The organism is Riemerella anatipestifer, from assembly GCF_009663465.1.
Lineage (GTDB): Bacteria > Bacteroidota > Bacteroidia > Flavobacteriales > Weeksellaceae > Riemerella > Riemerella anatipestifer_C.
This window is the reverse complement of sequence record NZ_QXHU01000005.1, coordinates 68,796-91,228: the sequence shown is the minus strand read 5'-3', so window position 1 is coordinate 91,228 and position 22,433 is coordinate 68,796. Positions and strand designations below refer to the sequence as shown.

Below are 22,433 nucleotides of genomic sequence, written 5' to 3'. Positions count from 1 at the left end.
GGGCAACCAGGAGTTGCCGGTGGAGGCGAGAAAAAATACTACGCTTCTGCCAATGTAGTCAGCGAAAAAACTTTAGCAGGTCTGACTAGGGACATTGAGAAAATTTCCACCGTAAGCGGAGCAGACATCAGAGCGGTGCTTTACGCTTTGGTAGATGTGATGCAGTCTTCTCTAGCCGAAGGACAGATTATCCGCTTAGGCGAACTCGGTAGTATGAGGGTGAGCATCAGTAGCGAGGGAAAATCTAAAGAAGAGGAAGTAACCCCTGCAGCCATTAAAAATGCCAAGGTGGTCTTTACCCCAGGTTCTGACCTGAGAAAGATGCTGGCCACGCTAAGCTACGAAAAGCTCTAGCAGAGGGCGATAAAACGGCACGCGTGAAAAAAAAATCCGCAGGCGTGCGGTTGGGCAACCACAGGCGTGAAAATTTAAACGAGACGCCTGCGGTTTTTCAGAAGCAGGTGTGTATAAAAAAACACCTAAGGAGAAGTTCAGAATTTCCTGCCGTGAAAAAAAATTTTCCTAGCTAGGAAATCTTAATTCCCTAGTTAGGAAATTCTAAACGCCACGCTAGGGAATTTTTAACCCAAAGAATGACAAAGAAAAAATTAAACGAAATCATTAACAACTTTAAAATTAAATTTTATGAAAACAACAACAACCAAATTAAGTGTGTTAGCTTTTTTAGGCTTAGGATTAGCGGTTTATGGACAAAGTGGAAAAGTAGGGATTAATATCTCCTCACCTAGAGCTACTTTAGATGTTCAGCCCAATGCAACCAATAGCGAAGATGATGCTAAGACCAACGAAGGGATTTTAGCTCCGAAATTAAGTAAAATTCGTGTGGCAAGTATTGAGGCTCCTGTAGAAGGGACTTTGGTGTATGTAATAGATGACGTTACTAAGGTCAATGGGACTATAAATGCCTACACAGGTGTAGACCCTAAGGTCGCTAAAATTACAGAAAAAGGTTATTACTATTACAATGGTACGGAGTGGGTAAAGAGTGCCGCAGGAAACCTAGACCAAGAGTGGGTATATGATGCTACAACTAACAGAATTAACTTAAAGAGAAGTGGCACAACGCCTTTTGAAAATGAAGTGTATTTTGACCAAAAGGGAAATTTTGTAAGTAAAGACAGGGATTCTTTTGAACTTTATAATGGTACTAATGTTAGTACATATACTCCTAGCCTAGTCGCAAAAGAGAACTATATTATTAACGCTTCTAAATTAGACAGAAGTGAGTATTTTGCTTTTCCAGGACTTTATAATAAGATGCTATATAGCAGATATTTTATTGTAGATGCTGATGATGTTGGAGGAGTAGCAGATTCAAGAGAGATGAATAATAATAGAATGATTTTAGAGAGAAATAGGACAGGTGATTATAGGACATTAAGAAACGGGGTGTTTAGTTTTGAATCCTACGCAACTAGCGGAAATCATAGAATGCCTATTGGGGTTTGGGGTGCAGTTAATTACCGAGGGGGTGCTAATATTACAAATATTGCCATTGCGTTAAGAGGAGAAAATTATTTTAACTCAACGGGGACAGCTAATATGTTAGCAGGAGGATCTAATACTGTACAGGTTGCTCAAAATGCGGGAGAGGTTTCAAAAGCGTATGGTACACACTCAGCTTTGTCCATTCAAAATTTAAAAGTCAATGAAGGAGCTGCACTTAATTTATTATCAAATGTTGGTTCCACAGAAGTTACGAAGTTATTTGGAATTTCATTAAAAAACGAAGTTCCAACAACTAATAATGTAACTAGTAATTATGGCTTATATATTTATGATATAAGAAATGCAACAAATAACTATGCAATCTATACAGGTCTAGGAAAAGTTCGTTTTGGAGATAATGTAGGTATTGGTGTAGACGCTCCTACAGAAAAGCTAGAAGTAGCAGGTACTGTAAAAGCCACAGGTTTTACGGGAGCTAGTGGTGCTACTATCTTCCCAGATTATGTGTTTCAAAAGTATTACACAGGTACTTCTAGCCTAAAGGCAGACTATAATTTTAAAACGCTAAGCCAAGTAGAAGATTTTGTAAAGACTAATGGGCATTTGCCAGGGTATCAATCTGCAGAAGCTATCAAAAAGCAAGGTTATATAGACCTTATGGCTACCCAGCTTACCAATGTGGAGAAGATTGAGGAGCTTTACTTACACCTGTTAGAAAAGGACAAAGAGGTAAAAGCACTCAAAGCAGAGATTACAGAGCTTAAATCTTTAGTAAAAGACCTATTAGCTAAATAAGTTTTAACTCTAGAAGTATTTACTTTAATCAAAAAATCACTTGAAGATACATTCTTCAAGTGATTTTCATTTTATATAAAATAGATGTTAGATTGTCTGCTTAGTAATTTTCATAAATCCATTTAAGGATATTTTGGTCGTCTTCGGAGAAGGTTACATTTCGTCTTTGCATTACTTTCTCGGCAACTTCATAGGCTTTTTTTAGGTTAAACTTTTCATCTCCTCTTTGTCCGCCCCAACTAAAGTTTTCTACCAAGTTAGGCGGAAATCCACTTTTGAAAATGTTAGCCGCCACGCCCACAATAGTCCCAGTGTTAAGCTGGGTATTGATAGCCGTTTTTGAGTGGTCGCCCATAATCAGCCCACAGAATTGTAGTCCGCTATCTTCAAATTTCTTAGACTGGTAGTTCCAAAGTTTTACAGTAGCGTAGTTGTTTTTTAAGTTAGAGGAGTTGGTATCCGCTCCAAAATTACACCATTCTCCCACTACAGAATTGCCTAAGAAACCATCGTGTCCTTTATTAGAATATCCAAAGAAAATAATGTTGTTTACCTCACCACCTATTTTACAATAAGGTCCGATAGTAGTAGCACCATAGATTTTAGCACCTAGGTTGAAAATAGCATTATTACACAAAGCAATAGGACCTCTTAGATTACAGCCTTCCATTACTTCTGCATTCTTTCCGATGTATATTTTCCCTTTTTGGCAGTTGATGGTAGCGTATTCTATACTCGCACCTTCTTCTATAAAAAGATTTTCTGGGTCGCCTAAAAAGCCATTGGTTTCAGAAAGAGGTTGAGAGGTTCTTCCTTTGGTGATGAGTTCAAAATCAAAATCTATCGCTTTATCATTGAATGCAAACAAATCAGACGGTCTTTTAAAAAAGGTAAGAGGTTCTGTAATATCCGTCATTTTCTCTATTTGTTGTAGAGAAAAATCTTTCATATTTACTCTTGCTGCTATTAGTTCATCTTCGTAAACGAGAGCCTCACCAAGTTTAAGGTCTTTAATTTGGTTCAGTACATTTTCTGTAGGGATAAAGTTAGAAACTAAAAAAAGACTCTCTTCAGCCTGTGGCTTTGGGAATTTATTTTGTAAATAGTCTTCTGTAATATAAGCGGTGTGTTGAATGTCAAGTAGCTTTTGCCATCTTTCAGAAAAGGTAAGTATGCCGCACCTCATTTCAGCGATGGGTCTAGTAAAGGTAAGTGGGAGGAAATTTCCCCAGTATTGAGCGTCAGAAAATACAATTTGCATAGAGTTAAAATTTTAATGATGGGCTAATTTAATTAAAAAACCTTCCTAAATCAAATCTAGGAAGGTTTTAAAATATGTTTTGACAAAAAATTAGTTTTTAGCGAATTTTTTGTATTTGTTCATAAACTTATCTACTCTACCAGCAGTATCTACTAATTTTACTTTACCAGTGTAGAATGGGTGAGAAGTAGAAGAAATTTCCATTTTGATTAGTGGATATTCTTGACCTTCGTACTCGATAGTGTCCTTAGTTTCTGCAGTAGATTTGCAAAGAAACATTTCATCGTTACTCATATCTTTGAAAACAACTAATCTATAGTTTTCAGGGTGGATTCCTTTTTTCATTGTGATGATTTTTTAACTTTTTAATTTAATTTTAATAACTAAGCGGTGTAATGGCGTCGCTTTTTTACTATAAATTTTAGACTGCAAAAATAGAGTTTTTTTTTAATTCTGCAAAAACTTTTTTAGAATAAAAATTTCTATCTTTGAAAGGCTTAAATATAAAACGAAATGAAATCAATCCTAGTAGGTATTGTTCTGTTAATGAGTTTGTTTTTAGTTTCTTGTAGGCAAGAGATTGCTTTTGAAGAACCTTCTTTACCGTTGAGATTTTCTAAGGATACCTTGGTTTTAGATACCGTTTACCATAACACTCGTTCAGAAACCTATGCTATAAAGGTCTATAACGATGAAGATAAAGATATTAAAATACCTAGAATCCATTTAGAGAAGGGCAGTGCTTCTCCATACCGTATCAATGTAGATGGCAAGGCAGGGACTGATTTTGCAGATGTGGTGCTTCGTAGAAAAGACAGTCTTTATATCTTCGTAGAGATAGCTCCAGTGGCAACTACCACAGAAATGGTGGTGGAAGACCAAATTTTGTTTGGTAAGAATGATAATCAAAAGGTAACACTACTTTCCGTGGTGCAAGACGCAGAGTTTTTTGTTTCAACTAAAGATAATCCTAAAATAATTACAGAAAACACAACTTGGAACTCTACTAAGGCTAAAATTATTTACGGAACTTTACAACTTGCAGAAGGTAAAACGCTCACGATAGAAGAAGGGACTAAAGTCTATTTTTATAAAAACTCGGGTCTAAAGATTGCTAAAAATTCCGAGCTGAACATCAATGGAGCTTTCCAAAAGGAGGTCATTATGAGAGGGCATAGGAATGAGGCGAGATATGATACCATTCCTGCAAATTGGGACGGCATAGTGCTAGAACAAGGAGCAAGAGCTAATGTAAACTACGCTAAAATATTCGGTGGGAATACAGGGATTGAAGCCAATCACGCCGAAGCGAATTTAAAAAATACCATTATCCATACTTTCCAAGATTATGGGATTAAAGGGATTAACGCTACAGTGAGTGCAGAAAACTTAGTGATTAACAACTGTGGCTCGGCTAATATAGGCATTTTTAAAGGCGGAACTTATGATTTGCTACACGCAACATTGGCTAATTATTTCTCATTAAAATCTGTTTACACACCCTTGGGCATAGAGGCTTACAATGAATGGACGGACGCAAACGGTCAAAAAGTATATGCACCACTAAATCTTCAACTCAAAAATACTATTGTTTACGGAAAGTCAAATAATGCCATCGTTTTAAAGCCTAGCATAGGGCAAGTTTTTGATTATTCTTTCCAAAATTCGCTAGTTAAATATGGCTCGGATTCGGGTTATACTTGGGACGGTAACGCATCGGTGGTTAATTCTATAAAGAATGAAGACCCTCTTTTTGTAAATTATTTCACCTCAAAAATGAATTTAAGACTGCAAGATAAATCACCTGCAAAAGGCAATGCCAATCTCACTTCGGCTCAGAAAGCACCAAAAGATATTACACAAGTGTCAAGAACTAACAACCCAAGTATAGGGGCATATCAATAATTAATTTTCAAAATGGCTGAAATTCAACAATTACAAAATCAAGTAGATAAATGGATAAAGACTGTGGGTGTTCGTTATTTTAATGAATTAACGAATATGGCTATCTTATCCGAAGAGGTGGGCGAAGTGGCAAGGATTATCGCAAGACGATATGGCGAACAAAGCGAAAAAGAAACGGACAAAACTAAAGATTTGGGCGAAGAATTGGCAGATGTACTTTTTGTAACGCTTTGTTTAGCTAACCAAACGGGAGTAGACTTGCAGTCGGCATTTGACAAGAAGATGAAACTAAAAACCGAACGAGATGCCGAAAGACACGCCAATAATGAAAAGCTGAAAAAATAGAATGGAGCACCTTTATTTAAAACAATCGGAGCTTTTAGATCACCAAACCATTAGTATATCAGGTTCTAAAAGCGAATCTAACCGACTTTTGATATTACAAGGATTATTGGGAGATTTACAGATTAACAACCTCTCCAACGCCCAAGATACACAACTTTTACAAAAGGCTTTATATTCTAATGATGAGGTAATAGATATTCATCACGCGGGGACGGCAATGCGTTTTTTAACCTCTTACTTTGCTATCCAGGAAGGGAGAACTACGATATTGACAGGCTCGAAGAGAATGAAACAGCGCCCCATCGCTCCACTTGTGGAGGCTTTAAAGAGTTTGGGAGCAGAAATTACTTATCTTGAACAGGAAGGCTGTCCACCATTAAAAATTGTAGGGAAGAAACTATATAAGAATGAAGTTTCTATTTCGGCGGAGGTTTCGTCTCAGTTTATCAGTTCGTTATTATTGGTGGCTGGTTTTCTGGAAAATGGGTTGAAAATAGCTTTAGTTGGGCACATCACTTCTCGTCCTTATTTAGAAATGACTTTAAAAATGCTTTCCGATTTAGGCATTGAAACTGAATTTAAAGGGCAAACTATTGAGGTTAAACCATTAAAAAAAGAACTTGCAATAGACAACAAAGAATATACAGTAGAAAGCGATTGGAGTTCGGCGTCTTATTTTTATTCACTGGTGGCTATTGGGAAGAAGCAGGTGGCTTTAGAAAGTTTTAAGGAAACCTCTATGCAGGGCGATAAGGCTTTAGTAAAGATTTATAGGGACTTCTTTGGGGTAGAAACTCAATTTCAAAATGGAGAACGCTTAGTTTTAACACCTATAAAAGATTTTAAACAGCCTCTAAAAATTAATTTGGATATGAATGACTGCCCCGATATTGCTCAAACCGTTTGTGTAACGGCAGCGGTATTAGGCGTTCATTTTCAAATAGAAGGTTTAGCTACGCTTAAAGTGAAGGAAACGGATAGGCTAGTCGCTCTTAAAAACGAACTTCTAAAGATAGGCTTAGAAACCGAAATCACTGAAGACACCATCAAAAGCGTGAGGTTTTTCCAAGTGGAAGAAATCCCTTGTATTAAAACCTACCACGACCACCGTATGGCGATGAGTTTTGCACCATATGCGTTGGTGGGAGATATAAAGATAGAAGACCCAAGTGTAGTAGAAAAGTCGTATCCTTGTTTTTGGGAAGATTTTAAAACATTATCAAAAGAAAAATAAAAGTATGGCGAAGCATAGAGTTATGGTAATTACAGGAACTTCTACTGGGATAGGGTTCTGTTTAGCAGAATATTTTGGCAAGAAAGGCTATGCCGTTTACGGATTGAGTAGAAAAACAGTAGAGAGTCCTTATTTTACTTCCATTGCCACAGACATTACCGAAAACGAACAAGTTAAATCAGCTATAAATCACATCTTATCAAAAGAAAAAGCGATAGATATTCTCATCAATAATGCGGGTATGGGTATGGTAGGAACGGTAGAAGATGCGTCTAAAGAAGATATACATAAACTCTTTAATCTTAATTTGGTAGGAGCCGTTCAGATGATGACTGCAGTAATGCCAAGTATGAGGGAACAAAAGGGTGGTGCTATCATCAATATTTCTAGTATAGGGAGTGAGATGGGCTTGCCTTTTAGGGGATTTTATTCTGCCTCAAAATCTGCCTTGGATAAAGTAACGGAAGCGATGAGGTACGAAGTTTCCGAATGGAATGTCAAAGTGTGTTCTTTGCATTTAGGCGACATCAAGACTAATATTGCCAACCACAGAGTACAATCTCAAGTATCAGAGCCATATAAAAATACGTTCAATAAAGTTTACCAAGTGATGAACGCCCATGTGGACGACGGTACAGAACCTATAAAAGTAGCCGAATATATAGAAAATCTTTTGGCTAAAAAACAATGGAGAGCCCACTATTACTTTGGTAAGTTAGGGCAGAAGATAGGCGTACCTCTAAAATGGCTACTGCCACAAAACTTCTACGAAAAACTGATGAGAAAGTATAATCAAATGGATTAGACTTTGGGAGGATTTAATCAAAAAACCATTTCTTAAGAAATGGTTTTGTATGAAAGATATGAAAATAGAAAAAAGTTATCCTAGTAGAGCTTCAGCGCTCATTTTGCCGAAATTGTTGGCTGCTAGTGGGCTATCGCCTGTTACTAATTTTCTGTCCGTGTAGCACGCTCCAGAAATGTCCTCATTAAGAATTTCTATGCCTAGAGCCTTTAGTTTTTCCCCGTAGAACCAAGGCATTTCTCCTGGTACATAGCCAATAGCAGGCGTTTGCGTGTCTATAATGTCAGGGAAAGATTTTATTTTGTAGCCTTTATAAGGGAAGTTTTCCGCAGGTTCATCATGTGCTGCTGCTAATAATGCTGCTGGACCATGGCAAATAGCAAATACAAATTTCTCTTGTTGGTGAGCCCAATGGATTGTCTTTTTTAAATCATCATTTGTTGGTAGTCCTAGCATAGCACCGTGTCCACCGGGTAAAAATACGGCTACATATTCAGTTTCGGAAGCCATATCTCCTTCTACAAAATCTTTTAAACTTTTAGGTGTTTCAAATTGGGTTTTATACTTTTCAAAAACACCTTTTACGGCTTCGTCTTCGGAAGGCATTGCCCACATTTCTAAAACAGCTGGAGCACCTGTAGGAGTAAATATTTCTGCCTCAAAACCTGCTGTATCTAAATGTAACATTGGTACTAAGGTTTCTACAGGGTGGTTACCTGTGGAGAATTTTTTGCCATTTTGCATGGTCATATATTTTTCTTCGGTACACACTACTAGCACCTTTTTGTTTCTATCGGTGTTGGCATTAGGATATTGGGCAAAATCGTAGTCGGTTTTTGGAGCAACAAACATAGATAATGATAGTGGAGAAGGCTCGTAGCCTATACCGTCAAATACAGGTTGATTACTTAATTCTTGTGACATCTTTTTAATTTTTTTAGTGTTTAACATTAATTTCTTGTGCAAAGATAGACGGATGTGCTTAGAGGTCTAAGGATATAAATCACAAAAAAAGTGTGAGGTAAATCACAAGAGTAATTTTTATAGTAGGTTAGAGGAGGCTTACTATTCGCCTAAAGAAAGTCTGCTAAGAGTTTCTCTAGAAACGCCTAGATAACTAGCGATGGTTTGTTTAGGTAGTTTTTGTACTAAATGAGGATATTGTTTTAGGAAATTTTGGTAGCGTTGTTTGGCAGATTGGGTCATAAGGGAAATGATGCGTTCTTGTAAAGCAATGTATCCGAAATTAGTTTTGATTCTGAAAAATCTTTCTAATAGAGGAAACTTTTGGCAAAGAATGTCCATATTTTGCTGAGTAATGGCAAGTACACTACCATTTTCTAAACATTCTATGGAAAGTTGAGTCTTTTGTTGCCTGTAAAACGCAGAAAAATCTCCAGTCCACCACCCACTAGAGGCAAACTGGAGAATATGTTCTTTACCATCTGTATCAAAGAAACTAGATTTGAAAATCCCTGAGGCTACCCAATAAATTTCGTTACAAGTTTGGTATTCTTGTACGAGGAACTGTTTTTTTCTGATGTTTTTAATACTAAAGTATTCCCAAATTTCATCAAACTCCTCCCCCGAAAGAGAGATGATTTCTCTGATATGATTTAAGAAGTGTTCCTTTTCCAAATGGTTAGTCTTTGTATATGGTGTGTTTGTAGGCTAATAGTGTGTTTTTCATTAGCATCGCTCTAGTCATAGGACCTACGCCCCCTGGTACAGGAGTAATCCATGAGGCTTTTTCAGCACAGCTATCAAAATCTACATCACCTGCTAATTTATAGCCTTTTTCACTATCGTCATCTACTCTGGTAATGCCTACATCTATCACGATAGCTCCTTTCTTTATCATATCTCCTTTTAAGAAATAAGGGTCGCCCAAAGCGGTAATTACAATATCTGCATTTCTTGTAAAATCTTCTATATGAGGAGTGTAAGAGTGGGTAAGTGTTACGGTAGAATTACCTGGGAAATCTTTTCTTCCCATTAGAATACTCATAGGACGTCCTACAATACGACTTCTACCAATGATAACGCAATGTTTTCCTTTGGTTTCTATTTGATAGCGTTCTAGAAGGGTAAGGATTCCGAAAGGCGTTGCTGGTAAGAAGGTATCCATTTCCAGAGCCATTCTTCCAAAGTTTTCTGGGTGAAAACCATCTACATCTTTTCTTGGGTCTATCGCCATAATGATTTTCTCTTGATCCATCTGTTTTGGAAGTGGTAGTTGAACAATAAAGCCATCTACATCTGGATTTTCGTTGAGTTCTTTTATTTTTTCCAAAACTTCGGCTTCTGATGCCGTACTAGGAAACTTGTGTAAAGACGACTGAAAGCCAACTTCTGCACAGTCTTTAATTTTAGAATTAACATAAGCCTTACTTGCCCCATTATTTCCCACCAATATAGCGGAAAGATGAGGTAAACGCTTTCCAGATGCTTTGATTTTCTCTACATCTGCTTTAATTTCTGCTTTGATTTCTTTGGATATTTTTAATCCGTCTAAAATTTGAGCCATTGGTATATATTTTTATTAGATTTATTATGTATTGAAGATTATCGGTTGTCTTTAAAATAATTGATTAAACCATTGGTGGAACTGTCGTGAAACTGGGTAATTTCTGATGATTTCAGTTCCGTTAAAATATTTCCTGCCAAAACTTTACCGAGTTCCACACCGAATTGGTCAAAACTAAAGATATTCCAAATAACGCCTTGAACGAAAATCTTATGCTCGTACAAAGCAATTAGTTGCCCTAAAGAGAATGGTGTAAGTTCTTTAAATAATAAAGAATTGGTAGGGATATTTCCTAAGAATATTTTGTGATTAAGAAGTGCTTTAATTTCGTCCTTACTTTTCCCTTGTTGTTCTAGTTCGGCTTTAGCTTCTTCCTCGGTTTTACCGAAAGCAAGGGCTTCGGTCTGGGCAAAAAAGTTAGCTAAGAGTTTTTCTTGATGGTCGGCTACTTTATTACAAGATTGAGTGTAAGCAATAAAATCCGACGGAATAAGTTCTGTACCTTGATGAATGAGCTGGTAGAAGGCGTGTTGTCCATTAGTACCTGGTTCTCCCCATATAATAGGACCAGTTTGATACTCCACAAAATCTCCATTTCTGTCCACAGACTTTCCGTTACTTTCCATATCTCCTTGTTGTAGATAAGCAGGAAAACGGTCTAGATACTGTGAATAAGGTAGTACAGCATAGCTGGTAGAAGCATAGAAGTTGCGATACCAAATCCCAAGTAATCCCATAATCACAGGGATATTGTATTCAAATTCAGTGTTTTTAAAGTGAGTGTCGGTGTCGTAAGCTCCTTTTAATAAGGCTTCAAAATTATCATAGCCAATGGATAGCGTAATGCTAAGACCAATAGCACTCCACAAAGAGTATCTGCCACCAACCCAGTCCCAAAATTCAAAAATATTTTCTTCTGAAATACCAAAACTTTTAACCGCTTCAATATTGGTAGATAATGCCACGAAATGTTTAGACACCTCTTCTTTTGTTCCTGCTTTTAAGAACCATTCCTTTGCAGAAAGTGCATTGGTCATGGTCTCTTGTGTAGTGAAAGTTTTAGAAGCAATGATGAAAAGAGTAGTTTCGGGATTGAGTTTTTTTAAAGTTTCAGCTAAATGATTTCCGTCCACATTAGAAACGAAGTGAACATTAAGCCTTGTTTTAAAATGCTTAAGGGCAGAACAAACCATTACAGGTCCAAGGTCTGAACCTCCGATGCCAATATTTACTACATCGGTAATTTCTTTATCCGAAAACCCTTTGTGTTTCCCTGAAATTACAGCTTCTGAAAAGTGTTTCATCTGCTGTAGTACTTTCTGTATTTTTGGTTTAATGTTTTCTCCATCTACTATTATTTCTTTGTCAGAAAAATCCCTCAAGGCAGTATGCAGAACAGCTCTTTGTTCGGTTTCGTTGATTTTTTCTCCAGAAAACATACTATCTATCGCTTCCTTGAGCTTGACCTCCTTAGCTAGATTGATAAGCAATTTCTTGGTTTCTTCGTTAATGAGATTTTTGGAATAATCGAATAGAAAATTCTCTTTTTTGATAGAAAACTCATTAAATCTATTAGGATTGTTGAATAATTCTCGAAGGTCAAAGTCGTTTTGGTCAAAATGAGAAGTTAATTTTTGCCAAGAGGTAGTATGTGTGGGATTTATTTTAGGTAACATATCATGTCAATTTAATTCTTGCAAATTTAAGAAAATATAGATTGATTTGTCGCTTTTTTCTAAGGGTGTTGATGTAGAAAAAATAGCACTGTAAAAAATATTTTGTAAAGTATGCCGTGAGAATGTTTGGATTTTATTAAATTTGGGACTTTGTAAGTTTAGACATAAAAAGATAAAATATGAGAGATGTAATTTTTGATTTGATAGAGCAAGAAAGAACACGCCAAGTGCACGGTATAGAGCTGATTGCTTCTGAAAACTTCGTGTCTGACGAAGTAATGAAAGCAATGGGAAGTGTTCTCACGAATAAATATGCAGAAGGCTATCCAGGAAGACGCTATTATGGTGGCTGTGAAGTGGTAGACGAAGTAGAAAAACTAGCGATAGATAGAGCAAAACAATTGTTTGGAGTAGAATATGCTAATGTTCAGCCACATTCTGGTTCTCAAGCTAATGCAGCTATCTATTTGGCGTGTCTTAAACCTGGAGATACAATATTGGGGCTAGATTTATCAATGGGAGGACATTTGACACACGGTTCTTTTGTTAATTTTTCTGGAATACAGTACAATGCACAGTTCTACGGTGTAGAAAGAGAAACAGGGCTGATAGATTACGAAGCTATGCGTCAGAAAGCCTTAGAGGTAAAGCCAAAACTTATTATAGCAGGATATTCGGCATATTCTCGTGATTTAGATTATGCTAAATTTCGTGAAGTAGCTGATGAGGTTGGTGCTACACTTTGGGCAGATATTGCACACCCCGCTGGTTTGGTGGCTAAAGGTTTATTAAATTCTCCGTTTCCTTACTGCGACGTGGTAACTACTACGACACACAAAACTTTAAGAGGTCCTAGAGGAGGTTTGATAATGCTAGGTAAAGATTTTGAAAACCCTTATGGTCATAAAACGCCTAAAGGAGAAACCAAAATGATGAGTGCTGTATTGGATAGTGCGGTGTTTCCAGGTATACAAGGAGGTCCATTAGAGCACGTGATAGCAGCTAAAGCAGTAGCTTTTGGGGAGGCGATAGATGGTAAATTTGAAACCTATGCTAAACAAGTGGTAGCTAACGCAAGAGCATTGTCTAAATCTTTGATAGATAGAGGATTTGAAATTGTGGGTGGAGGAACAGATAATCATCTTATGTTGGTGGATCTCCGTAATAAAGGTGTTAACGGTAAAGAAATAGAAAAAGCCTTAGTAAAAGCCGATATTACTTGTAATAAGAATATGGTACCGTTTGATGATAAGTCGGCGTTCATTACTTCAGGTATCAGATTGGGAACTCCTGCAATTACCACTAGAGGACTTAAAGAAAGTGATATGGACTCTGTGGCTGAACTAATTTCTAAAGTGGTTTCTAATCTTAACAATGATTCTGTTTTAGAGGAAGTTAAAAAAGAAGTGAATGATTTGATGTCAGGAAGACCATTATTTCAGCATTGATTTTATTTAGTGATTAAGTAATCAAAGTTTCGAGGGTGTACTATTTTCGCCCTCGGAATTTTTTTTGTTTAGGAGTTTATGGATAAAAAATTGTTCACTTTTGACGAAATTAAACTAAAGATGGTAAATTATTGTATTTATCAAGACCGTTGCCATCAAGAAGTAGAGCAAAAAATGCGAGAATTTATGCTTATCCCTGAAGCTAAAGATGAAATCTTACTTTATCTTATGAGGGAGGATTTTCTCAATGAGGAACGCTTCGCAAGAAGTTATGTAAGAGGTAAGTTCTATCATAAAAGTTGGGGGCGAAAGAAAATAGCAAGTCATCTCAAATTTAAAGGAGTGTCTGAAAAGCTGATAACTATGGCAATGGCAGAAATTGATGAGGAGGATTATCTTGAGGTGCTAAATAAATTAACTGAAAAATATATCAAGAATTCAAAAAGTGGCATTGATTTTGACAGAAAGCAACGAGTTGTTAAGTATTTGTTAGGAAAGGGATATGAATATGAAGTTGTACAAGTAGTTGTAAATCAGTATTTTAACGGGGGGGGTAATTCTTTATAATAAAAATAAATAAATGAAAACTGACTTTTAATACCTATAGAAGTCGTTAGATTTATTACTTTTGTACGACATATTGATATGATTGAAAAATGAATTTTAGTGAACTGAAAAATAAAATCTACGGAGGGGATAATATGATTAGTCTTTCCAATGTTAGGTATTTGCCTAGATGGATGGTACTTCTTATAGATGTTTTGTTTTTGGTAGTTTCGCTTATGTTATCCTATGGAGTGGTGGGTAAATTATCTTCTGTAAGTTATCCCTATGTACTTAGTATTTACCAGAAGTATGTGGTTGTCGTGGGTGTAAATATCTTTTTTATGTTCTTGTTTCGTACTTATTCAGGGATTATTAGACATTCCACCTTTGTAGATTTATCTAAAATTTTGTTGGCTAGTTTTTGCACAGTTTTTACCTTAGGCACAGTTACTTACACGTATTATTTCTTTTTTAAACAAAAATTACTACTGTTTCCCGTTCTTTTGATATATTTCTGTATTTCTTTTACGGTTCTTTTTGTTTTTAGGTTGGTAGTGAAGGAAATTTTTCAATGGGCAAAAGAATATAGGAGAAGCTACTTAAGGAAAAAGATATTACTATTAGGAATAGGGGAAGAGTCGGTTGCTATTGCAAAAGCGGTGATAGGTAATCCTTTTTTGCCATACGAGGTAGTAGGGTTTATTACTGCTCGAAAGGATTCAAGAAAAGCAAAACTCTTAGGGAAAAGAATTTACACAAGAGATTTTTTAGAAAAAACGACTAAAGAAAATTTAGGTATAGATGGTATTTTAATCGGTAGTAATACAGCCTCAATGGAGGAGATTGCAGAATGGGTGAATTTGTTCTTAGAGAAGGATTTAAAGGTTTTTAAATCGCCAACGGTACAGAAGTTGAGAAATAATAATGGGAGTGATATTAAAAATTTTCAAATAGAAGACTTACTTAGTAGAAAGCCTATCGTTATAGAGAATGAGGAAGTTAAAAAGAGACACTACCAAAAGTCGGTTTTAGTAACAGGGGGAGCAGGCTCTATAGGTAGTGAAATTGTGAGGCAGGTAGCACAATTTGAGCCTTCGCTGATAGTGGTTTTAGACCAAGCAGAAACTCCTCTTCATGAGATACACTTGGAAACACAGGAAAATTATCCTAATATTAAGTTTGAGTTTATATTGGCAGATATAACCAATAAGGAAAGACTAGAGTCTATCTTTAAGGAGTATGATTTTTCTATGGTATATCATGCCGCTGCTTACAAGCACGTCCCATTGATAGAAAATAATCCACACGAAGCCGTTTTAGTCAATATACAAGGGAGCAAAAATTTAGCGCTTTTATCTAGTAAATTTAAGGTTAATAGGTTTGTAATGATTTCTACGGATAAGGCGGTTAATCCTACCAATGTGATGGGAGCATCTAAGAGAGCAGCAGAACTTTTTGTCCAAGCATTACAAAATGAACCAGATAATCAGACGAAGTTTATTACTACCAGATTTGGTAATGTGTTGGGGTCTAATGGTTCTGTAATTCCTCATTTTAGAAAACAAATAGAAAAGGGAGGTCCAATTACAATTACACACCCCGAAATAGTGAGATATTTTATGACTATTCCTGAAGCGTGTGAACTTGTTCTGCAAGCAGGAACTATGGGTAAAGGAGGAGAAATATTTGTGTTTGATATGGGAGAACCTGTAAAAATACTTAATTTGGCAAGAAGAATGATTAAACTTTCTGGTTTAGAGCCAGATGTTGATATAAAGATTATTTACACAGGGTTGAGGTCAGGAGAGAAACTTTACGAAGAACTTTTAAGCGATGGCACCAAAACGCTACCTACTCACCACGAAAAAATTATGATATCTAAGGATTCGGTAATGTTGTATGCTGAAATAGATGAATTAACCTCAAAGATATATAACAAAGCTAGAGCAAGAGATAAGGTGGAGGTTGTGAGAATCTTAAAGGAAATAGTTAAAGAATTTAAAAGTAATAATTCAGTATATGAGTCTTTGGATAAGTAGAAAGTTTTTAAATTCGTACATTTGCAAATACACTAATTAAGAGATAAGGTTTATGAGAATTAGGAATTATTTGGCTTCTTTATCAATATTACTTTTAGTTTTTTCATGCAAAACGAAAAGCGATATAGAGTATATGCAAGATATAGAGCAACAGGCGGAAGATGCTTATACGAGAGCTGCTAAAACTACCATACAACCAGGGGACGAAATAGCCATATTGGTAACGGCTAAAGATATGTCGGTTGTTGCTCCTTTTAATCAAGGGGTTACGCCGTCTAATAAACTTGGGACCTATTCATTATCAGAAGGAAATAGTCCTACAGGGAACCAGTCACCTATTAGTGGTTTTACTTATACTGTATATGCAACAGGATATATTGATTTTCCGGTGCTAGGAAAAATCGAGACTACTGGAAAAACTCTAGAGGATTTAAAACAAGAGCTATCACATAAATTAAAAAGGTATATTGTAACCCCCACAGTTAGTGTAAAATATACTAATTATAAAGTTACTATTTTAGGGGAAGTGAATAGACCAGGTCAATATATAATTCCTGATGGAAAAACGAGGATAGTAGATGCTTTAGGTTTAGCTGGAGATTTAACTATCTATGGTAAGAGAGATAGAGTGCTAGTGGTTCGTGAGCAAGACGGCATTAGAACTAAGGCTTATATAGACTTAACAAAGTCTGATTTTATCAACTCTCCGTATTATTATTTAAAACAGAATGATGTGGTAATGGTGGCACCAAATAAGACTCGTCAGACGGCAGCAATGTTTGGACCACAAACAGGGATTTATATATCAATAGCATCAGTTGTTGTTACTATTTTGGCTTTAGTTATTAGAAAATAATAAGTTATATCAAAGAATTAAAACGATACAATGGACAAAAAAATATCCAATCTGTCTACAAGCGAAGGGGAAGAAATCAATATTAGTGAGGTTATTAAACCTTATTTAATAAATTGGATTTGGTTCGTGGTTTCTATTGCTTTGGCGTTAGTCTTGGCATTTTTTTATTTGAAGGTTGCCACACCTATATATAAAGTTGAATCTTCTGTTCTCATTAAAGACTCTAAGGGAAGCAGTAGCGGAAGTGTAGAGGCAGATATGCTGAAAGATTTATCTGGTTTGGGAGGAATGAGTACTAATAGTATAGATAATGAGATAGAAGTTTTTAAGTCTAAAAAATTGATGACTACTGTGGTGGAAGCGAAAAATCTGCAGACTTCCATTACAGCTAAAGATGGTTTTACCAAGAGAGAACTTTACGGAGAAACCTCTCCAATTATAGTTAATATCGTTTCAGAAAAAAAAGATGAACCTTTTTTCAAAAAACCGATAAAGGTATCTGTTAAAAATAATAAAATCACTTTATCATCAGATGAGCTTTCATCAGAAGTTATTTCCGTGTTCGGGAAAACTATCGGTTTACCGTTTGCTAATATTATTATTCGTAAAAACCCAACCTTCGATTCTAAAAAAGCGGGTAATATAGATGAATTGGAGATATCTATACTTGATAAAGATAGTAGAGTAACACAATTACAAAAAGAGCTTAATGTGGCTCTTGTAAATAAAGATGTTACGGTAATAGGTTTATCCATGAATTCAGCCAATGTAGATAAGGCTAAAGATATTATCAACTATTTGGTTACGGCCTATAACGCTGATGCAATAGGAGATAAAAACTCGCAGTCCGAGGAGACTATGAAGTTTATAGAAAGCAGAATTAAAGTTATTTCTAATGAGTTGGGAGATGTAGAAACGCAGAAGGAACAATTTAAAACTCAAAATAAAATTACAGATATTCAGACAGAAGCAGAGCTTGACTTAAAAACTACTGCAGAAGCTAGAGCAAGACAGCTCGATGTAGATGCTCAACTTCAGCTTACAGATGGGCTTATTGCTTATCTAAATAGACAGGCTTCTTACCAAGTATTACCTTCTGCAATAGGTTTGGACAATCCTACAGCATCTTCAGGAATTGCTTCTTATAATGAGTTGGTTTTGGAGAGAAATAGATTGTTAGAATCTGCTACTCCTGAACATCCAGCGGTAATAAATTTATCTAAACAGCTTAATAACCTTAGAGGTTCTATTTTACAAAGTTTACAAAAAACTCGTTCAGGCTTACAGATAAGAAGTAATGAGTTGCAAGGTGAACAGAATAAAATATCAGGAAAAATTTCAAAAATTCCTACCATAGAAAAAATGTTTAGAGGAATTGAGAGGCAACAACAAATAAAAGAGCAATTATATCTCTTATTATTACAAAAAAGGGAAGAAACAGCTATTTCTCTTTCTCTTACAGGGAATAAGGCTAGAGTTATAGATAGTGCATATGCTTCTGATAAGCCAGTAGCTCCTAAGAAAATGATAGTTCTTTTAGTTGCGTTAGTGGCAGGATTGCTTATTCCGTTTTCACTTATTTACCTAAAAGAACTTCTTGATAATAAAATTAAAACTAAGCACGATATAGAGCGAATTTCTAATACTCCTGTTATAGCAGAACTTCCTAGTATAGCGAAAGGACAGTCGGATATTGTACAGTTGAATGACTTAACGCCAATGGCAGAAGCGTTTCGTATTTTGATTACTAATATGAACTTTATGCTTCCTAAGAAAGCCAAGGGGAAAGTAGTCCAGGTCACCTCTACAATTAAAGGTGAGGGAAAAACTTTTACCTCTGTTAATTTAGCATTAACATTGGCAACTCCTAGTAAAAAGGTAATTATTATAGGTTCGGATATCAGAAATCCTCAGTTGCAGAGATATAATGAATCTAGAAGAGGATTAGTGGGGCTTACAGAGTTTTTGTATGATAGTACGACTAAATTGGAAAGTATTATTCATCAAAGCTCATTTAATCCATATTTAGATGTGATTTATTCGGGGAGTATTCCACCCAACCCAACAGAACTTTTAGCGAACGGTAGATATGAAGAACTTTTGGAACAACTAAAATCTAATTATGATTATATCATTATAGATACAGCGCCTCTGTTGTTGGTGACTGATACTTTCCTTATTGCTAATTTAGCAGACGCAACAGTGTATGTAACACGCTCTAAATATACGGATAAAGAGTTGATTGATTTTGCTAATAAAAATATCAATGCAAATAAGATTAAGAATGTAGGTTTTGTATTGAATGATGTAAGTAAAAGTAACTTTGGTTATGGTAACAAGTATGGCTATGGTTACCATGCAGATGAAAAGACATGGTTCCAGAAGTTAAGGGATAAATTATAAATCATTAGATAAGATGAGCAAGATATTAATCACAGGAGGAGCAGGTTTTATTGGATCTAACTTAACGGAATCTTTTTTAAATAAAGACTATCAAGTAAGAGTTTTGGATAATTTTTCTACGGGTCATAAACATAATATAAAGGACTTTTTGGAAAATGAAAATTTTGAGTTACTTGAAGGAGATATTAGAGATTTAGAGGTCTGTAGAAAGGCTTGTGAAGGCGTGGATTATATTTTGCATCAAGCGGCATTGGGTTCTGTTCCTCGTTCTATTGAAGACCCCGTTACGAGTAATGAGGTGAATGTTTCGGGATTTCTTAATATGTTGGTAGCAGCAAGAGGTGCTAAAGTTAAACGCTTCGTGTATGCGGCAAGTTCTTCCACTTATGGGGATTCTAAATCGTTGCCTAAGGTAGAAGAGGTTATTGGAAAGCCACTGTCACCCTATGCGATTACCAAGTATGTTAACGAGCTCTATGCTGATGTGTTTAGTCGTACTTATGGTATGGAGTGCATAGGATTGAGATATTTTAATGTATTTGGTAGAAGGCAAGATCCTAAAGGAGCTTATGCAGCGGTTATTCCAAAATTTGTAATTCAGTTGATAAATCATCAGTCGCCAGTTATCAATGGTGATGGTACTTATTCAAGGGACTTTACTTACATTGATAATGTGATTCAAATGAACGAGTTAGCAATGTTAACCGATAATCCAGAAGCTGTAAATACCGTTTATAACACGGCGGTAGGAGATAGGACAACCATTAAACAAATGGCAGAATTACTGAAAGAATATTTATCGAAATACGATGAGAAAATAGGCGAAGTTGAAATTTTGCACGGTCCCAACAGAATAGGAGATATACCTCATTCTTTAGCCTCCATAGACAAAGCAAAGGAACATTTAGGATACGCTCCTACGCATATTTTTGAAGAGGGATTGAAAGAGGCGGTGGATTGGTATTGGGAGAATTTGTAAAAGTGTTAAGCTGTAAATAGAATTGAGGGGTGAAAGGATTAAGGGATGAGCAGATTGAAAATGAGTAATACAAAATATAAAGTTTATTCTTTTGAAAAGTTAGATGTATATACATCAGCTATGAATCTGAGCTTGAAAATTAGAAGAGTTATATCTGAGTTTCCAATGGAAGAAAGGTTTGGATTATCAGATCAATTGAGAAGAGCAATAGACAGTGTTCCTTCAAATTTAGCAGAAGGTTTAGCAAGGGCTGGAAATTATGATCAGGCAAGATTTACAAATATAGCATATTCCTCGATGATGGAGGTTGTTAATCATTTGAATCTATCATACGAACTTAAATATATTAATGAAGAAGATTATGTAGATATGAGATTGTCAATTGATGAAATTGTACGACAATTAAATTCATTGTATAAATATCAAGTTAATAACAAAAAAGACTTGAAAAATAAGGTATAAGATAATTATGGAATCATCTAATAAACCATTCATCAATTCATCTTTGATGAAAATAGCAATCATAGGTTTGGGTTATGTAGGTTTGCCTTTGGCGAGATTATTTGCAACAAAATATCCAGTTGTAGGCTTTGATATTAATCAGGAGCGTGTGGCAAAACTCAATCAAGGGCACGATGACACTTTAGAAGTAGCAGATGATATTTTACAAGCGGCATTGGTTCAAGAAAATCCATTTCCAACGGAAAAAATAGGGCTATACTGTTCTGCTGATTTGAAAGATATTCAAGACGCTACTATTTATATCATCACGGTGCCGACTCCTGTGGATAAAAATAATCGTCCTGTATTAACTCCATTAGTAAAAGCCAGTGAAACGGTAGGGCAAGTTTTGAAAAAAGGAGATATTGTGATTTATGAATCTACGGTTTATCCGGGAGCGACTGAAGAAGACTGTATTCCTGTATTAGAGCGAGTATCTGGTTTGAAGTTTAATGAGGATTTCTATGCAGGGTATTCTCCGGAACGAATTAATCCAGGGGACAAGGAGCATACTGTAGAGAAAATATTAAAGGTTACTTCAGGCTCAACTCCTGAAATTGGAAAAGAAGTAGATGGGCTATATAAATCGGTCATTACAGCCGGAACGCATTTGGCACCAACTATAAAAGTGGCGGAAGCGGCTAAAGTGATTGAAAATTCTCAGAGAGATATCAATATTGCTTTTGTAAACGAATTGGCTAAGATTTTCAATTTAATGGGCATTGATACCCATGCAGTTTTAGCAGCAGCGGGAACAAAATGGAATTTTTTGCCATTCAAGCCAGGCTTAGTCGGAGGACATTGTATAGGGGTAGACCCTTATTATTTAGCTCAAAAAGCCCAAGAGTACGGTTATCACCCAGAAATTATTTTGGCGGGTCGTCGTTTAAATGATTCTATGGGGAAATATGTAGCGGAGCAAGTGGTGAAAGCGATGATTAAAAAAGATATCCCTGTAAATAATGCGGAAGTACTTATGTTAGGGATAACTTTTAAGGAGAACTGTCCAGATGTCCGTAATACGAAGATTGTAGATGTGATTGCGGCATTAGAGGATTTTGGGGTGAAAGTAACGACTTATGACCCTTGGGCAAATCCAGAAGAGGTAAAACACGAATATGGCATTGAAAGTACCAAGGATTTGCCTGTACAAAAGTTTGATGCGGTAGTTTTAGGGGTGGCACATAAAGAATTTTCGGACTTGTCTATTGAGGCATTGAAGAAAGATAATGCTGTCGTTTACGATGTGAAAGGAGTATTGAAAGAAGCAGAATATAAGTTATAAATAGATTGTGATATGGAACATGATATAAGACCTTGGGGGGAATATTGGGTATTGGAAGATGCAGATACACATAAGGTAAAAAGAATACAAGTAAATCCGGGGGGAAGATTGTCTTTGCAATACCATCATAAAAGAAGCGAAGTGTGGACGATAGTTTCAGGTGTAGGAACCATCACTCTGGGAGAAGAGGTGATGGATTTCAAAGCGGGTGAAGTCGCTCAAATTCCGCAGGGAATGTTACACAGAATTGAGAATAAAACTTCCGAACCTGTAGTGTTTATTGAAGTTCAATATGGAACTTATTTTGGAGAGGACGATATTGTTAGGGTAGAAGACGATTACAATAGACAATAAGAGA

The 22,433-nt window shown here is 36.0% G+C and carries 21 protein-coding genes; 15 read left to right on the top strand and 6 right to left on the bottom strand.

The features are described from left to right. Both D1003_RS08065 and D1003_RS08060 read left to right on the top strand, forming a co-directional pair. The coding region (locus tag D1003_RS08065) for an HU family DNA-binding protein (RefSeq protein ID WP_153936521.1) at positions 1-354 on the top strand (354 nt) is incomplete at its 5' end. Between the two features lie 291 nt (positions 355-645). Beyond that, positions 646-2,265 (top strand): hypothetical protein, encoded by a 1,620-nt coding sequence (locus tag D1003_RS08060; RefSeq protein WP_153936401.1) that lies wholly within the window; start codon positions 646-648, stop codon positions 2,263-2,265. 100 nt (positions 2,266-2,365) lie between these two features. Here the strand turns inward: D1003_RS08060 and D1003_RS08055 are convergent, their stop codons facing one another. Further along, positions 2,366-3,526, bottom strand: coding sequence for a GlmU family protein (locus D1003_RS08055; RefSeq protein ID WP_038693832.1), 1,161 nt, complete (start codon positions 3,524-3,526; stop codon positions 2,366-2,368). Between the two features lie 90 nt (positions 3,527-3,616). Next, entirely contained in the window at positions 3,617-3,871 is a 255-nt protein-coding gene (locus tag D1003_RS08050; protein ID WP_004918253.1) for a type B 50S ribosomal protein L31, read from the bottom strand. Positions 3,872-4,039: 168 nt separating this feature from the next. Here D1003_RS08050 and D1003_RS08045 point away from each other — a divergent pair, with 168 nt between their 5' ends. Genes D1003_RS08045 through D1003_RS08030 form a run of 4 tightly spaced genes read left to right on the top strand, consistent with a single transcriptional unit; the run spans position 4,040 to position 7,815 of the window. Beyond that, positions 4,040-5,431 carry a hypothetical protein gene (locus D1003_RS08045; protein ID WP_153936400.1) on the top strand — a complete coding sequence of 464 codons (1,392 nt, stop codon included), beginning with the start codon at positions 4,040-4,042 and terminating at the stop codon, positions 5,429-5,431. Between the two features lie 12 nt (positions 5,432-5,443). After that, the gene (locus tag D1003_RS08040) at positions 5,444-5,776 is read left to right on the top strand and encodes a nucleotide pyrophosphohydrolase (protein WP_153936399.1); all 333 of its coding nucleotides are present in this window, start codon (positions 5,444-5,446) and stop codon (positions 5,774-5,776) included. A gap of 1 nt (position 5,777) precedes the next feature. Beyond that, the gene (locus D1003_RS08035; protein WP_153936398.1) at positions 5,778-7,010 is read left to right on the top strand and encodes a 3-phosphoshikimate 1-carboxyvinyltransferase; all 1,233 of its coding nucleotides are present in this window, start codon (positions 5,778-5,780) and stop codon (positions 7,008-7,010) included. Between the two features lie 4 nt (positions 7,011-7,014). After that, on the top strand, positions 7,015-7,815 hold the full coding sequence (locus D1003_RS08030; protein WP_014938063.1) for an SDR family oxidoreductase: 801 nt from the start codon (positions 7,015-7,017) through the stop codon (positions 7,813-7,815). A 75-nt stretch (positions 7,816-7,890) separates the two neighbouring features. Here the strand turns inward: D1003_RS08030 and hchA are convergent, their stop codons facing one another. The 4 genes from hchA to pgi all read right to left on the bottom strand — a co-directional run bounded on the left by hchA (position 7,891) and on the right by pgi (position 12,018). Continuing rightward, positions 7,891-8,739 carry a glyoxalase III HchA gene (gene hchA / locus D1003_RS08025; protein ID WP_153936397.1) on the bottom strand — a complete coding sequence of 283 codons (849 nt, stop codon included), beginning with the start codon at positions 8,737-8,739 and terminating at the stop codon, positions 7,891-7,893. 141 nt (positions 8,740-8,880) lie between these two features. Next, positions 8,881-9,453 (bottom strand): Crp/Fnr family transcriptional regulator, encoded by a 573-nt coding sequence (locus tag D1003_RS08020; protein WP_153936396.1) that lies wholly within the window; start codon positions 9,451-9,453, stop codon positions 8,881-8,883. A gap of 4 nt (positions 9,454-9,457) precedes the next feature. Continuing rightward, positions 9,458-10,342, bottom strand: coding sequence for a bifunctional 5,10-methylenetetrahydrofolate dehydrogenase/5,10-methenyltetrahydrofolate cyclohydrolase (locus D1003_RS08015; RefSeq protein WP_013446910.1), 885 nt, complete (start codon positions 10,340-10,342; stop codon positions 9,458-9,460). Positions 10,343-10,380: 38 nt separating this feature from the next. Next, on the bottom strand, positions 10,381-12,018 hold the full coding sequence (gene pgi / locus D1003_RS08010; RefSeq protein ID WP_153936395.1) for a glucose-6-phosphate isomerase: 1,638 nt from the start codon (positions 12,016-12,018) through the stop codon (positions 10,381-10,383). A gap of 179 nt (positions 12,019-12,197) precedes the next feature. Between pgi and glyA the strand changes: the two genes are divergently transcribed. From glyA to D1003_RS07965, 9 genes are all read left to right on the top strand, one after another. Continuing rightward, positions 12,198-13,466, top strand: a complete 1,269-nt coding sequence (gene glyA, locus D1003_RS08005; protein WP_153936394.1) for a serine hydroxymethyltransferase — start codon at positions 12,198-12,200, stop codon at positions 13,464-13,466. 78 nt (positions 13,467-13,544) lie between these two features. Next, entirely contained in the window at positions 13,545-14,033 is a 489-nt protein-coding gene (locus D1003_RS08000) for a regulatory protein RecX (protein ID WP_185148339.1), read from the top strand. Positions 14,034-14,122: 89 nt separating this feature from the next. Further along, on the top strand, positions 14,123-16,051 hold the full coding sequence (locus D1003_RS07995; RefSeq protein ID WP_153936393.1) for a nucleoside-diphosphate sugar epimerase/dehydratase: 1,929 nt from the start codon (positions 14,123-14,125) through the stop codon (positions 16,049-16,051). 52 nt (positions 16,052-16,103) lie between these two features. Next, entirely contained in the window at positions 16,104-16,907 is an 804-nt protein-coding gene (locus tag D1003_RS07990) for a polysaccharide biosynthesis/export family protein (protein WP_153936392.1), read from the top strand. 30 nt (positions 16,908-16,937) lie between these two features. Next, a complete protein-coding gene (locus D1003_RS07985) occupies positions 16,938-19,310 on the top strand; it encodes a polysaccharide biosynthesis tyrosine autokinase (RefSeq protein WP_153936391.1) in 2,373 nt (790 codons plus the stop codon). Positions 19,311-19,323: 13 nt separating this feature from the next. Then, a complete protein-coding gene (locus D1003_RS07980; protein ID WP_153936390.1) occupies positions 19,324-20,289 on the top strand; it encodes an SDR family oxidoreductase in 966 nt (321 codons plus the stop codon). A 60-nt stretch (positions 20,290-20,349) separates the two neighbouring features. Continuing rightward, on the top strand, positions 20,350-20,751 hold the full coding sequence (locus D1003_RS07975; protein WP_153936389.1) for a four helix bundle protein: 402 nt from the start codon (positions 20,350-20,352) through the stop codon (positions 20,749-20,751). 7 nt (positions 20,752-20,758) lie between these two features. After that, a complete protein-coding gene (locus tag D1003_RS07970) occupies positions 20,759-22,075 on the top strand; it encodes a nucleotide sugar dehydrogenase (protein ID WP_260393373.1) in 1,317 nt (438 codons plus the stop codon). A 12-nt stretch (positions 22,076-22,087) separates the two neighbouring features. Continuing rightward, the gene (locus D1003_RS07965) at positions 22,088-22,429 is read left to right on the top strand and encodes a phosphomannose isomerase type II C-terminal cupin domain (RefSeq protein ID WP_153936388.1); all 342 of its coding nucleotides are present in this window, start codon (positions 22,088-22,090) and stop codon (positions 22,427-22,429) included. The last annotated feature ends 4 nt before the right edge of the window (positions 22,430-22,433 follow it).

Excerpts from the sequence above, each read along its gene's own strand:
- D1003_RS08050 (WP_004918253.1), bottom strand. The coding sequence starts at position 3,871 with ATGAAAAAAGGAATCCACCCTGAAAACTATAGATTAGTTGTTTTCAAA.
- D1003_RS08055 (WP_038693832.1), bottom strand. The coding sequence starts at position 3,526 with ATGCAAATTGTATTTTCTGACGCTCAATACTGGGGAAATTTCCTCCCA.
- D1003_RS07975 (WP_153936389.1), top strand. The coding sequence starts at position 20,350 with ATGAGTAATACAAAATATAAAGTTTATTCTTTTGAAAAGTTAGATGTA.
- D1003_RS08035 (WP_153936398.1), top strand. The coding sequence starts at position 5,778 with ATGGAGCACCTTTATTTAAAACAATCGGAGCTTTTAGATCACCAAACC.
- glyA (WP_153936394.1), top strand. The coding sequence starts at position 12,198 with ATGAGAGATGTAATTTTTGATTTGATAGAGCAAGAAAGAACACGCCAA.
- D1003_RS08060 (WP_153936401.1), top strand. The coding sequence starts at position 646 with ATGAAAACAACAACAACCAAATTAAGTGTGTTAGCTTTTTTAGGCTTA.
- D1003_RS08015 (WP_013446910.1), bottom strand. The coding sequence starts at position 10,342 with ATGGCTCAAATTTTAGACGGATTAAAAATATCCAAAGAAATCAAAGCA.
- D1003_RS08030 (WP_014938063.1), top strand. The coding sequence starts at position 7,015 with ATGGCGAAGCATAGAGTTATGGTAATTACAGGAACTTCTACTGGGATA.
- D1003_RS07970 (WP_260393373.1), top strand. The coding sequence starts at position 20,759 with ATGGAATCATCTAATAAACCATTCATCAATTCATCTTTGATGAAAATA.
- D1003_RS08040 (WP_153936399.1), top strand. The coding sequence starts at position 5,444 with ATGGCTGAAATTCAACAATTACAAAATCAAGTAGATAAATGGATAAAG.
- D1003_RS07985 (WP_153936391.1), top strand. The coding sequence starts at position 16,938 with ATGGACAAAAAAATATCCAATCTGTCTACAAGCGAAGGGGAAGAAATC.
- D1003_RS07980 (WP_153936390.1), top strand. The coding sequence starts at position 19,324 with ATGAGCAAGATATTAATCACAGGAGGAGCAGGTTTTATTGGATCTAAC.
- pgi (WP_153936395.1), bottom strand. The coding sequence starts at position 12,018 with ATGTTACCTAAAATAAATCCCACACATACTACCTCTTGGCAAAAATTA.
- hchA (WP_153936397.1), bottom strand. The coding sequence starts at position 8,739 with ATGTCACAAGAATTAAGTAATCAACCTGTATTTGACGGTATAGGCTAC.
- D1003_RS08000 (WP_185148339.1), top strand. The coding sequence starts at position 13,545 with ATGGATAAAAAATTGTTCACTTTTGACGAAATTAAACTAAAGATGGTA.
- D1003_RS07990 (WP_153936392.1), top strand. The coding sequence starts at position 16,104 with ATGAGAATTAGGAATTATTTGGCTTCTTTATCAATATTACTTTTAGTT.
- D1003_RS07995 (WP_153936393.1), top strand. The coding sequence starts at position 14,123 with ATGAATTTTAGTGAACTGAAAAATAAAATCTACGGAGGGGATAATATG.
- D1003_RS08045 (WP_153936400.1), top strand. The coding sequence starts at position 4,040 with ATGAAATCAATCCTAGTAGGTATTGTTCTGTTAATGAGTTTGTTTTTA.
- D1003_RS07965 (WP_153936388.1), top strand. The coding sequence starts at position 22,088 with ATGGAACATGATATAAGACCTTGGGGGGAATATTGGGTATTGGAAGAT.